This is a genomic window from Candidatus Kryptoniota bacterium, from assembly GCA_036567965.1.
GTDB lineage: Bacteria > Bacteroidota > Ignavibacteria > Kryptoniales > JAKASW01 > JAKASW01.
The window spans coordinates 58,982-72,089 of sequence record DATCTN010000007.1 but is presented as its reverse complement, the minus strand read 5'-3'; the positions used below and the strand labels follow the sequence as shown (position 1 = coordinate 72,089).

Genomic DNA, 13,108 nt, shown 5'->3' with positions numbered 1-13,108 from the left:
AGTCAGACCTTGAACTGCATATTGTACAGCTTGAAGTAAAGTCCTCCCCCTTTCATCAGCTCCGCATGGTTCCCCCGCTCAACTATCCTGCCGTCGTCAACGACAATGATCTTAGTTGCATTCTGGACCGTAGAAAGACGGTGAGCGATCACGACGGAAGTCCTTCCTTTCATGAGAGTTTCAATCGCCTGTTGAACCAGAACTTCAGATTCAGTATCGAGCGATGACGTAGCTTCGTCGAGGATCAGGATCGGAGGATTTTTCAGGAGAGCTCTCGCAATCGAGATCCTCTGCCTTTCTCCTCCGGAAAGTTTCAACCCGCGATCACCGATGAACGTGTCATAGCCGAACGGCAGGGCCAGGATGAAATTATGGGCATTGGCCGCCTTCGCCACTGCCTCAATATTCTCTAGAGGCGTCTCCCTGAGTCCGTAGGCGATGTTATTCCTGATCGTGTCGTTGAACAGTATCGTGTCTTGTGTGACGATACCCATGAGACCGCGGAGCGACCTCGTGGTCAGTTTCCTGATATCCACACCGTCGAGCAGGATGGCTCCTTCGTCAGGATCGTAAAATCTCGGTATGAGATCGGCGATGGTCGACTTCCCCGCACCGCTGGGACCAACGAGAGCGAGCACTTCACCCCTTTCAACACAAAGGCTAACGTGGTTTAGGACGATATCGGATGTTTCGTACTTGAAAACAACATCTTTGAACTCGATGCTTTTGCGGAATGAATCGACCGCGATTGCTTCCGGGGCGTCGCTGATCTTCGGTTGTGTATCGAGAATCGCGAAGACCCTTTCCGAAGCCGCGGTTCCCTCTTTGATGCTATTGAACACCTGCCCGAACAATTTCAGGGAGGGCATCATTTGGAAAAAGATGGCGAGATATACGAAGAAGGCGCCGGGTGACATGTCGCTTCTGCCCGTCACGATTTCCGTCCCGATGAAGTAAAGTACAACGGTCACGGTCACTACACCGATGAATTCTGTAATAGGGCCCGCCAGGGCGCGTCGGCGTGCCAGGCTCGTGAGCAATGCGAAATAACCGTCCTCTTCTTTCTTGAATCTGTTTATTTCGTACTCCTCCATCCCGAAAGCTTTCACGATCCGCATCGCACCGAACGTCTCGTCGAGTATCGAAGTGATGTCGGCGATTCGTTCCTGCGATCTGATGCTTCTCTTCTTGAGGGAATTTCCAATCCGCGCAAGTATGAAACCAGTAAGCGGAAAAAGGAAATAGATGAGGAGAGTCAGCTTCCAGTTAAAGATGAATAGCACCACGGAGAATACCAATATCAACACCGGATCACGAAAGATGCTGTTAATTACAGCGATCATCGAGTCTTTGATTATTTGAACATCATTTATAATCCGGGAAATCAGGATCCCCTTTTTCTCCTCCGTAAAAAAGCTTAGAGAGAGTTTATGAAAATGCGAATAGAGATCGAAACGGATATCTTTTATCATGCCCTGTTCGACTGTGGACATGAAATAAGTTTGAAGGTATGAAAAGAGATTCTTGAGAAGAAACACAACAATCATCAGTACACAAAGGTAGACTATGAGGTCGAACTTGCTGTACCGTGATGCAAATTCCGTTAGCTGGTAGGTCAGGTATTCTCTCAGGTTCAACACGCTCACAGCGGGATGACCGGCAGCCGGGTTCGCAGCGAGCGATGACGACTGATTGAACAGGAGATCGATGAAAGGCATTATGAGTCCGACGGCCAGCAAGCTGAAGACGACAAATAAAATCATCATCGCGTTCGCCAGCATGAGAGCCCTCACATACGGCTTGAGATAACGGAAGAATCTCCAGAACGTTTTCAAGCCTGACTCCAGTTGATTAAGATTTTCAACAGCGGCCGCCTGTCCTGTAGGGCAAACAAATCATGCTCGTTCTTAAGACTTAAGTTTATTCTGTTCATTTTTGTTTTCGAACGTTCTGCATTTCCCAGATTTTCATCTGCGTTTGGAGGTTAGTCACGGCATGGATTAGCGACACCATCAGCCCGTGCACTCCGTCGGTTATTCCTTTCCTCAAAATATAATGATGGAAGAACGCATACACGGGATAGAAGAAGATTCGTAATCCCCCGACGCGCCGCCTTCCCGCTTTTTCAGCAGCGCTAAGTGATGAGAACTCATTAGACTTTCGCATCGAACCTTCAATGCTCATGTGCGTATAGTGTATCAGTTCTCCCTTCAGGTACTCTACTTTTCCGTCAACTACAAATCCTTCGTGTACCTTGCGATCCGTCATGTGGGTTTTGGATTTTCTGAATAGCCGCATCTGGTAGTCCGGCGACCATCCGCATGACCGGATTACCTTATCGAGAAAATAATTCCGCCTCGGGATAAAAAACCCGTCCGCCAGGTTTGAGTCGAGGCTGCTGATCTCCGATCTGAGCTCTTCCGACACTCGCTCATCTGCATCGACGCTCAGCACCCATTCATTCCGCGCTTTCGACGCCGCATAGGCTTTCTGGGAAGCGTAGCCCTCCCATTTCCTCACGAAGACATTGTCCGTGTATGATTTTGCGATTTCGACCGTGCGATCGGAGCTCTCAGAGTCCACGACTACTATTTCATCCGCCCATCGGACGCTGGCGATACAATCCGATATGTTTTTTTCTTCATTTCCGGCGATTATGACCGCAGATACCTTTTCCATCAGGCAATAACGAAGTTGACCAGCCGGTTTTGAACGACGATCGCCTTCACGATTTTCTTTCCGGCGAGATATTTTGAAACATTCGTATCTGCCATCGAGAGAGATTTTACAGCTTCATCCGTGGAATTTACGGGAACTATCAGGCGCGCTCGAACCTTGCCGTTAACCTGCACAACAAGAGTGACGTTCTCCTCTTCAATTGCATCGCGATCATAGTCCGGCCACTTTTCCGAATTGAAGATCGACGTCTTCCCGCCTCTCATTTCATAAAACTCCTCGCTAAGGTGAGGCGCAAACGGTGCGAGCAGCCTGTTAAGCGTGCTGAGAACGAGGGCCTTGAGCTCGACACGGATCGCGTTCTCCCTGGAAGAGATCACCTGCGTATACTCGTTAGTGAATTCCATTAACGCAGCGATAGCTGTGTTGAATCTGAACGACTCGATATCCTCCGTGACTTTCCTTGTGACCTGATTTAGTCTCCTGTAGATCTTACGCTCGACCTCGCCGAGTTTTTCCTTCGCGAGTCGCGGGTTTAAAGGATAATCCGAAGAATCTTCGAATAAATCTACGAGCTTGCTCAGGAATCTGAAGACACCTGTGATCCCTCTATCGCTCCAGTCGCCGCCTTCGTTGTACGGGCCCATGAACATCAGGAACATCCTGAACGTATCAGCGCCATAGTTGTCCACGAACTGATCGGGGTTTACAACGTTGCCGCGCGACTTCGACATCTTCGCACCCTGGTTTGTGATTGTCCCCTGGTGGATGAGGCTCTGGAAAGGTTCGTCGAATTCCAACCAACCCGAATCATGGAGCGCCTTTGTCACGAACCGCGCGTAAAGCAAGTGCATCGTCGCGTGCTCCGCACCGCCGACGTATTTGTCGACCGGAAGCCACTTCTTCACGAGCTCCTTATCGAACGGCGCGCTGTCGAGGTGGGGCGAGAGATATCGCAAGAAATACCAGGATGAGTCGACAAAGGTATCCATTGTATCGACGTCCCGCTTGGCGGGCTTGCCGCACTTCGGACATTTGGTGTTAACAAATTTCTCGCTGCGGGCGAGCGGAGATTCGCCGCTCGGTTTGAACTCCACGTCGTATGGAAGGAGAACCGGAAGCTCATTTTCCGGAACGGGCACTTCTCCGCAATTGTCGCAATGAATGATCGGTATCGGCGCGCCCCAGTACCGCTGGCGGGACAAGAGCCAGTCGCGCAGTCTGTAGTTTACTTTCCTCGATCCGTTCCCGGCGCGCTGAAGTTCGTCCGCTATCCCTTCCCAGACTTTTTCGCTTTCCAGATTCGTAAATCGTCCGCTGTTCACGGCCACACCAGGTTCGATGTAAGCTGCATCTGGAGGTTCCGGAAGTTTGCTCCCTTTTGGCTGAATCACGACACGTATCGGCAAATTATATTTCTTCGCAAATTCAAAATCGCGTTCGTCATGCGCGGGCACTGCCATGACCGCTCCGGTGCCGTAGGTTCCCAGCACGTAGTCTGCGATCCATATCGGGATCTTCTCCCCGTTGATCGGGTTCACCGCGAAAGCACCGGTGGGCACACCGGTCTTCTCTTTAGTAGTAGACGTCCTCTCGATTTCATTTTCATGCGCAACTAAATCGACATATTCGTCCACCTTCTTCCTGAATTCATGGTCGGTAATCTTCTGGACGAGCGGATGTTCGGGAGCGAGAACGACATACGTCGCACCAAACAATGTATCGGGACGAGTGGTAAAGACATCGATTGAGAATTGAGAATTCAAAATTGGGAATTTGATTTCTACCCCTTCGCTTCGGCCGATCCAGTTCTGCTGCATTAGCTTCGTGCGCTCGGGCCAGTCGATTCGATTCAAACCTTCAAGAAGTCTGTCCGCATACGCAGTTATCCTGAAGAACCACTGTGTCATCGCCTTTCGGACGACGGGCGTGCTGCAACGTTCGCAGAGTCCATCGACAACCTGTTCGTTTGCAAGTACCGTCTGGTCCTTGGGGCACCAGTTTACCGGTGCGTTAGCTCTGTATGCCAAGCCTTTTTTGAAAAGCTCGAGGAAGACCCACTGGGTCCATCTGTAGTATTCCGGCTTCGAAGTGTCGACTTCGTAGTCAAAATCGTAAAGCGCGCCCATCGTTTTCAATTGTTCACGGATTACTAAAACGTTCCTCTGTGTGCTGTCTTGCGGGTGCACGCCACTCTTGATGGCGTAATTTTCAGCCGGCAGACCGAACGCGTCGTAGCCCATCGGTTCAAAAACGTTGAACCCATTCATTTTCTTGAACCTTGCCCACGTGTCGGTCGGAGCAAAATTATACCAGTGACCGATATGCAATTTGTCCGCACTTGGATAGAGGAACATTACGAGGCAGTATAGTTTCTCAGTTGCCGATCTGAGGTCGATATGATTGGTCTTATTATCTGTCCAAATCTTCTGCCATTTCTTTTCAATGGAAGTAAAATCGTATTTCATCTTGAGTTTATCGGATTTTGTGAGTTTTCCAGAATCTTCTTCATGGGCATGTTGCTCTTAAATCTCATATGCGCACGAATTTCCTCGGGGCGCTTACCCATTATCGCTAGCCGGATCCCGCAATAAGTGCGGATCGAGTCGAGCCTCAAGCTGCTTCCGTCCCGGAATGTCAAGTATCTCTTCATTGCTGCCCGGATCCCTCTCGGCGAAAGGCGATCGTTGGAAGTTTTTCCCATATGGACAGCCGTAAATAGCGGATCGTCAGGGGCCGTCCTCCCGCGCAAATCAAAGTAATCCAGCAAAGCTCCGCGCGCTTGATCAGTCAAACTGATGGCCTCGGTTTTCCCACGAAGGCCTTTGGAGTTTACTCTTATCTCCAACTTCTTTCCGACGTACCGAAGGTCCCTGATGTCCGCGCCGATCAATTGAGATATTGTCGCGCCGCACTCCATCATGACGAGGAGGAATGCGCGGTCTCGTCTTTCGAGTACACTTATTCTCCCGATAGAAGCTATGGACATTTCAACGTCCCGGAGAGGAATGGACATCTTGCTAAAAGTCTGCGCTGTACCATGAACGTTCCAAGCGGGATTCCTGACAAGAACGCCAAGCTCGACGAGAAATTCACAGAATCGCCTGCAGGCGGTGAGATACGTGTTCACACTGTTTACGGACAGGTGCTTGCGGTTCAAAAGCCAGAGACGAAATTGAGTAAAGTCGCCGGGAGTAAACTTAAACTGCGTCACTCTCGCGAAAGAGGACAGTTGATCGAGAGCTTTCCGATAAACATGTCTAGTGGTGCCGCTTGCAAAGCGCATCGAGTTGTCGAATTGCTGAACAAGAATCTTGAATTGACTGTGAGGGATTCTCGTCGACGGGAATCTATCTGCTTTCATTTTTCAATGAATTTAACGCCGCCTGGAGTGATTTACAATCTGTTTTAGCGTCGGATTCAGGTCGATAAGGATCCCGAAAGGTTCGACAAACAAATCCCGCGAAATAATTGAAACAAAAGCGATCCTTATTTATTTTCAAATAGTGAAACAGAACGATGTTGGAAAGGAAATGATCGAATTAAGAGATCAGGTCGCGTTGATAACCGGAGGATCAAGAGGTATCGGCGCCGCAACCGCAATGTTATTTGGGAAAGCTGGGGCAAATGTTGCCATCACCTATCACGGCAACGATGCCAGAGCAAATGAAATAGTCTCAGCAATTGCCGGAATGGGAGGAAAGGCGAAGGCTTACAAGGGAGACAACAGCAATTCCGTAATCGTAAAAAGAATTGTCGATGAGGTTGTCTTAGATTTCAGACGCATTGATGTATTGGTAAACAACGCCGGCATTTGGACCGGAGGAGAGATCGATTCCTTGGATGAAAAGTCGTGGGATGAAACCATCGATCTCAATCTGAAGGGAACATTCTTGTTTTGCCATTACGTCACTCCAATCATGAAACGTCAGAAGCGAGGAAGAATTATTAATGTCTCATCCACGGCGGGACAACGCGGAGAAGCTCACCACTCACACTATGCTGCAAGCAAAGGGGGCGTAATTTCGCTCACGAAAAGTCTCTCGACTGAATTGGCGCCTTTTAATATTCTGGTCAACAGTGTAGCGCCGGGATGGGTCGATACGGAACTTTGCGCCGACGTGTTCAGCGACAAGGCGTACAAAGAAGAGGTCAGGAAATCGATTCCGCTTGGAAGAATCCCCACGGCAGAAGACATAGCCGGCCCGATCCTCTTCCTGGCATCCGATCTAGCGAGACACATTACCGGTGAAATCCTCAATGTAAATGGCGGGTCGGTCCTCGTAGGATGAAGTGAAGGCTATCCGCGTCCATGAGCACGGCGGGGTCGACAGAGTCCTAATCGACGAAATTCCTACTCCGCATCCAAAATCAGACGAAGTTATCGTCCGCATCAAGGCCACGTCCGTCAACCACCTGGACATCTGGGTCAGAAACGGAATGAAGAACTTGAAGCTTCCTCTTCCCATAATTCTGGGATCGGATGGCGCAGGTGTCGTGGAGGAGATTGGACACGATATCGATGATATAAATACCGGCGACAGGGTTTTGATTTCTCCTCAGAGATCTTGCGGATTATGCGAAGATTGTCTGAACGGAAGAGATAATTTATGCCGGGAATTCAAGATCCTGGGCGAGCATTGCGACGGCACCGATGCTGAACTGGTCGCCGTGAAGCGCGAGAACTTATTGAAGCTTCCCGAGACAGTTTCCTTCGATGACGCGGCGGCCTCCGCCCTTGTGTTCATAACCGCTTACCAGATGCTTGTCGATAAGGCGCGGGTACGTCCAATGGAGACGGTCCTCGTTTTGGGAGCTGGAAGCGGCGTAGGAACTGCGGCGATTCAAATCGCGAAGCTTTACGATGCGAGAGTAATCGCAGTAGTCGGCTCGGCGCAGAAGATCGAAAAGGCATTGAAGCTTGGAGCTGATGAAGCGATCAATTATAACGAGGAAAAGATTCTGGAAGGAGTTAACCGACTCACCGGGAAACGAGGAGTCGACATAGTGTTCGAACATATTGGGGCTGCGACGTGGCGCGACAGCATACTCTCAACCCGAAGAGGCGGAAGAATCGTAACCTGCGGCGCGACTTCCGGCGTCGACACGGCTACAGACCTGAGATACGTCTTCTCGCGGCAACTCACAATTTACGGCAGCACCATGGGAAGTAAAGCCCGGCTCTTTACTCTTGTAAGTTTCCTCGAACAAAAGAAATTTAGATCGGTTATCGATACGGTTCTTCCATACACTGAAGTTAGACGTGCTCAGGAAATCATCGAGAATCGAAAACACTTTGGCAAAATTGTACTGAATTTCAATTAACCAAGAAATCAAATCATGTCTTACGGCGGCGTAATTCGGAGATATTCGAAATATCTTCCTTTCAAAGAGGATGTTGAGCCGGTGACACTTCTCGAAGGAGACACCCCGCTCCTCGAGGCCGATAACTTGAGGCACGAGTTGAAAGCTCCCTGCAAATTATTTCTGAAGTTTGAGGGAGCAAATCCGACGGGATCGTTCAAGGATCGCGGCATGACTGTCGCGATCACGGAAGCGGTTCAATCGAAAGCTGAGGTTGTAATTTGCGCGTCCACGGGTAACACTTCCGCTTCCGCCGCGGCATACGCCGCTAAGGCAAAATTGAAGGCGTTCGTCATATTGCCAAAAGGAAAAATCGCGCTTGGCAAGATGGCACAGGCACTCATTTACGGCGCGCAAGTGATCGAGATCGATGGCAACTTCGACGAGGCGCTTCGCATCGTGCGTGAGATCGGCAGCAAGACAAAGGCGGTGATTGTCAATTCCATCAACCCTTTCAGGATAGAAGGACAGAAGACTGCCTCATTCGAAATTCTGGAGACGCTCGGTTCAGCCCCGACTCATCACGCACTTCCCGTCGGCAATGCGGGCAACATCACTGCTTATTGGAAAGGTTATAAGGAGTGGGCATCTCACTTCCCTGTCGCGGTTCCGAAGATGCTCGGATTCCAGGCCGAGGGAGCAGCACCCATCGTTCATGGAATGGTGGTGGACCATCCGGAAACTGTAGCCACCGCCATCCGGATAGGAAATCCGGCCAGCTGGAAGCAGGCAGTGCAGGCACTTGATGAATCCAAAGGTCAAATCAATATTGTCAGTGATGCAGAGATCCTTTCAGCGCAGAAACTGATCGCATCCACCGAAGGAATTTTTTGCGAGCCGGCCTCCGCTTCGTCCGTGGCCGGAGTGAGGAACCTGGTACAGAGGAATTTCTTCACTGCAAAGGATGTGGTTGTCTGTACACTTACGGGTAACGGGTTGAAGGATCCGGATACTGCGTCGCGCGATATACCTCAACCTATCCAGTCGCGACCGATCTTTTCGGAGGTCTTGAAACTCATGGACTTGAAACAAAATGGATGACGCGAGATGTTGGTAGTCCAAAAATTCGGCGGGACTTCCGTAGGAACGATCGACCGAATCCGTAACGTGGCACAGCGGGTCGCGCGTACAAGGTCGCAGGGACATGATGTCGTCGTCGTGGTCAGCGCAATGGCGGGCGAAACCAATCGACTCCTCGATCTGGCAAGAGCGACAGTCGCCGAGCCGGATCCCCGCGAGCTCGATGTGCTCGTGTCCACCGGCGAGCAGGTGTCGACGGCCCTTCTCTCCATGGCACTGATCTCTTCCGGTTGCAATGCGCGCTCCCTTCAAAACCACCAGATCAGGTTGGTCACCGATTCGGCTTACACGAAGGCGCACATCAAGAGCATCGACGCCCAGAAAATCTTGAGCGTGATCCAGGAAGGTGCGATCGCGATCGTGGCGGGCTTTCAGGGAATTGATGAGAAGGGAGACATCACTACACTTGGAAGAGGCGGCTCGGATACGACTGCAGTAGCGATAGCGGCCGCTTTGAAATCGCACGTGAAAGATGGGCTGGTTTGCGAGATTTATACGGACGTTGACGGAGTTTACACGGCCGATCCGGACATCGTACCGGCTGCGAGAAAGCTGAAGAGAATTAGTTTCGAGGAAATGTTTGAGCTTGCCAGTTCGGGCGCGAAGGTCCTTCAGACCCGGTCGGTCCTCTTCGGAATGAAGTTCGATATTCCAATTCATGTAAGAAGCAGTTTCAATGACAGCGAGGGAACCATGGTAGTGAGTGAAACGCTTGATATGGAGAGCGTGGTTGTGACAGCGATTTCGCACGATAAGAACGAAGCCAAGATCACGGTGCTCCACGTCTCCGACAGGCCCGGGATAGCGCACAGCGTGTTCGCGCCGCTTGCCGATGCTGAGATCGTGGTGGACATGATTATCCAAAGCGCAAGCTCCGAAGGTTACACCGATATGAGCTTTACAGTACCACGAAATGACTACCGGCGCGCGATGGAGATCCTTCAGGATCTCGTGAGACAGAGGAAAGCGACGTACGTAGTCGGAGACGACAAGGTTGCGAAGGTATCGGTCGTCGGCGTCGGCATGAGAACGCATTCCGGAGTCGCGGCCACAATGTTTAAAGTACTGGCCGAATCGGGAATAAATATCCAGATGATTTCAACTAGCGAAATTAAAATCTCTGTAGTGGTAAACGAAAAAGATATGAAGAAGGCAGTTGAAGTTCTTCATAAGGAGTTTATGTTGGCACATGAGTAGAAAAAAGAGAGTCGCGATTTTTGGCGTATCGGGTTACGCCGGGTTTGAACTTTACAGGATTTTAAGGAAACATCCGCATGCCGATATCAGGTACATAACTGCGGAGACGTCGGCGGGGAAATATATCAGTGAAATATTCCCGGTTACCGACGATATGAAAATTGTCAGGAATGAAGACGTCGACCCCCGGAAGGTCGATGCAGTATTCCTGTCACTTCCCCATGGTGCCGCTAAAGATGTGGTCGAGAGACTCGCAAAAGGATCCGGAAGGACCAGGATAATTGACTTGAGCGCCGACTATCGATTCGACGACGCAGATGAGTATGAGAAATGGTACGGAATGAAGCACACGAGTCCTGATTTTCTCGACCATTTTGTGTACGGGTTGAGCGAGATCAACCGAAGAGCAATTAAGAAATCTAAATTCGTCGCAAATCCCGGATGCTATCCCACAGCAACCATTCTCGGGGTGTACCCTCTTCTGAAATATAACAAGATCGATCCGGCGGCACCGATAATCATCGACGCGAAGTCCGGAGTCACCGGCGCAGGCAGGAAAGCTGAGGTGCGGCTCCTGTTCGCAGAAACGAACGAGAATATTTCGCCATACAGCATCGGTTACGTTCACAGGCACACGGGAGAAATCGAGCAGGAGCTCAATAAAATAGCCGGCAGGAGCCTCGGCATAATTTTCGCGCCGCATCTTGTACCAATATCTCGTGGCATGTTGAATACGATCTACGTAAAACTCAACTCAGACTTGACGTCCCAAAAACTGATCGAGTTATATCAAGCTGCGTATAGAGACGAGCAATTCATCAAGGTTCTGAATGTAAACGCCACCGCGACAATGCAGCACACTACAAACACAAATCTTTGCGTAATGTCCGTCAAGCGCGTCGAAAAATCCGATTATGCCATAGTCGTTTCATCGATCGATAATCTCGGCAAAGGCGCAGCGGGACAAGCGATACAAAATTTTAATCTAATGTTCGGCTTGAATGAAACGGAAGGGCTTCTTTGAAGATCGTCCTGAAGATCGGCGGAAACGAAATCGACGATTCGGCCTTCGTCAGGAAAGTGACGCTCCTCGCCAGGAAGATCCATTCGCGCGGTCATCGGCTGGTCATTGTTCACGGCGGCGGTAAAGAGGTGACAGCCGCGCTCAAGAATTTGGGCAAAGAGTCCAAGTTCGTCGACGGATTCAGGTATACCGACGAAACGGACCTCGGCGTGATCGAGATGGTACTTTCGGGCTCGGTCAACAAACGCCTGGTGCGAAGCCTGCAAAGTGAAGGTGTGAACGCGTTGGGTCTGAGCGGTGTCGACGGAGGCATGCTCACCGCTAAGCGAGTAATGCGAAACGGCAAAGATGTCGGGTTTGTCGGCGAGATAACCGTGGTCAATACGGCTGTACTCAATTTGCTGCTGGAGAATTTCGTCATCGTAATATCGCCGATCTCAATGGACCATGACATGAATGGACTGCTCAACGTAAATGCAGATTATGCTGCGGCCGCGGTCGCATCCGCGATCTCTTCCGATCTCGCGATTTTCCTATCTAACGTCCCCGGCGTGATGAAGAACGGAACACTCCTGCAATCGATCGACGCGATCGAGTTCGAGCGTCTCAAACTGGACGGCACAATCGGGGGCGGGATGGTGCCAAAAGTGGAATCGGCGATGAGCGCCCTGAAGAACGGTGTGAGGCTAGCCTACGTGACCGACGTCGAAGGCGCAGACGCCATGGTGTCCGGAAGAGAGGCCGGAACGAGGGTGAACATTTGAGATCTGAAATCAAATCATATCTTTTCTTGATTGGGCTTGCTTTGTTTTATGATTTCTTGTTCACGATTCCTCCTGTTCTCACCCATCTCGGCCTGAACGCTGATCTTCTGTACCGATTCTTTCAACCCCTTTGTCATCAGATCGACGAAAGGAGCTTTCATATCTTCGGAAACAAACTGGCGGTATGCTCGCGTTGTGCGTCAATTTATTACGGTGCGACATTTGGAATGATTTGTTATCCGCTGTTCAAGCCGCTGAAAGGCTCGCACTTACCCGGACTACTCTTTCTGGCGGTCCCGCTCGGGATTCTCATTGCGGATTTTGCAATGAACTTTACAGAGGTTGGGCACAATACATTTGTTTCAAGATCGCTGACCGGTGGTCTCTTCGGGATATCGCTGGCTTTCTACATCGTTCCCGCATGGATGTCGCTTATGAAGGAATTAAAATTTGAAGGAAGCCCACAGCATGAGAAATAAATCGGTTTACGTGAAGCCGGCTCTCTTCGCCGGATTGATTGTGTCGATCATAAATTTCGCGCCCGGCCTGTTTCTGATAAACTGTCTCTGCTGCGCCGGAATTCTCGGAGGAGGCATCCTCGCGGTCCTGTTTTTCAAAATGGACCTCCATGAGGGTGAGTCCATAATGAACATTGACGGATTTTACCTCGGCCTCTGGACAGGTATTTTTGCTGCGGGATTTGAAACGGTGTTGAATATTACTATCGGGCCGTTCATCGCTGACATCAAGTTCGGAATGATTCTAAATATTTTTAAGCGGCTATTCGGAAACCTGCAAATCCCCTCCGATACGATGGATCTACTGAACCAGGCCGTCGCTTCGGCAAAGAGACCGGGACTGTTTGAATCGCTAACAAGCTTCTTCTTAATAGTCGTGGCCTACTCAATCTTCACGATCCTCGGCGCATTGCTTACTACCGCATTCATCCAGAATAGGAAGGCGAAAAAGGTCTGAGTTCTCCGGAGCGAACCCAGATGCTGCA

General features: G+C 50.3%; 12 protein-coding genes. 8 read left to right on the top strand and 4 right to left on the bottom strand.

Translation table 11 applies throughout. The features are described 5' to 3' along the window. Positions 1-2: 2 nt before the first annotated feature. The 4 genes from VIS48_01925 to VIS48_01910 all read right to left on the bottom strand — a co-directional run bounded on the left by VIS48_01925 (position 3) and on the right by VIS48_01910 (position 6,040). Positions 3-1,835 carry an ABC transporter ATP-binding protein gene (locus VIS48_01925; GenBank protein ID HEY9164899.1) on the bottom strand — a complete coding sequence of 611 codons (1,833 nt, stop codon included), beginning with the start codon at positions 1,833-1,835 and terminating at the stop codon, positions 3-5. Positions 1,836-1,929: 94 nt separating this feature from the next. Then, positions 1,930-2,679, bottom strand: a complete 750-nt coding sequence (locus tag VIS48_01920) for a glycosyltransferase family 2 protein (protein ID HEY9164898.1) — start codon at positions 2,677-2,679, stop codon at positions 1,930-1,932. Then, on the bottom strand, positions 2,679-5,144 hold the full coding sequence (gene leuS / locus VIS48_01915) for a leucine--tRNA ligase (GenBank protein ID HEY9164897.1): 2,466 nt from the start codon (positions 5,142-5,144) through the stop codon (positions 2,679-2,681). The genes VIS48_01920 and leuS overlap by 1 nt, the downstream gene beginning before the upstream one ends. Then, the gene (locus VIS48_01910; protein HEY9164896.1) at positions 5,141-6,040 is read right to left on the bottom strand and encodes a phage integrase N-terminal SAM-like domain-containing protein; all 900 of its coding nucleotides are present in this window, start codon (positions 6,038-6,040) and stop codon (positions 5,141-5,143) included. Before VIS48_01910 ends, leuS begins: the two co-directional genes overlap by 4 nt. Before the next feature lie 169 nt (positions 6,041-6,209). Here VIS48_01910 and VIS48_01905 point away from each other — a divergent pair, with 169 nt between their 5' ends. From VIS48_01905 to VIS48_01870, 8 genes are read left to right on the top strand one after another with little or no spacing between them, the layout of a single operon-like run. After that, positions 6,210-6,968, top strand: coding sequence for a 3-oxoacyl-ACP reductase family protein (locus VIS48_01905; GenBank protein HEY9164895.1), 759 nt, complete (start codon positions 6,210-6,212; stop codon positions 6,966-6,968). Position 6,969: 1 nt separating this feature from the next. After that, complete coding sequence (locus VIS48_01900; protein ID HEY9164894.1) at positions 6,970-8,001, top strand: zinc-binding dehydrogenase; 1,032 nt, start codon at positions 6,970-6,972, stop codon at positions 7,999-8,001. Between the two features lie 15 nt (positions 8,002-8,016). Beyond that, a complete protein-coding gene (gene thrC / locus VIS48_01895) occupies positions 8,017-9,081 on the top strand; it encodes a threonine synthase (GenBank protein ID HEY9164893.1) in 1,065 nt (354 codons plus the stop codon). A 6-nt stretch (positions 9,082-9,087) separates the two neighbouring features. Then, complete coding sequence (locus VIS48_01890; GenBank protein HEY9164892.1) at positions 9,088-10,317, top strand: aspartate kinase; 1,230 nt, start codon at positions 9,088-9,090, stop codon at positions 10,315-10,317. Beyond that, on the top strand, positions 10,310-11,341 hold the full coding sequence (argC, locus tag VIS48_01885; protein HEY9164891.1) for an N-acetyl-gamma-glutamyl-phosphate reductase: 1,032 nt from the start codon (positions 10,310-10,312) through the stop codon (positions 11,339-11,341). Before VIS48_01890 ends, argC begins: the two co-directional genes overlap by 8 nt. After that, complete coding sequence (gene argB / locus VIS48_01880; protein ID HEY9164890.1) at positions 11,338-12,105, top strand: acetylglutamate kinase; 768 nt, start codon at positions 11,338-11,340, stop codon at positions 12,103-12,105. Before argC ends, argB begins: the two co-directional genes overlap by 4 nt. Beyond that, complete coding sequence (locus VIS48_01875) at positions 12,102-12,584, top strand: DUF2085 domain-containing protein (protein ID HEY9164889.1); 483 nt, start codon at positions 12,102-12,104, stop codon at positions 12,582-12,584. Before argB ends, VIS48_01875 begins: the two co-directional genes overlap by 4 nt. Continuing rightward, positions 12,574-13,080, top strand: coding sequence for a hypothetical protein (locus VIS48_01870; protein ID HEY9164888.1), 507 nt, complete (start codon positions 12,574-12,576; stop codon positions 13,078-13,080). Before VIS48_01875 ends, VIS48_01870 begins: the two co-directional genes overlap by 11 nt. Positions 13,081-13,108 lie beyond the last annotated feature (28 nt).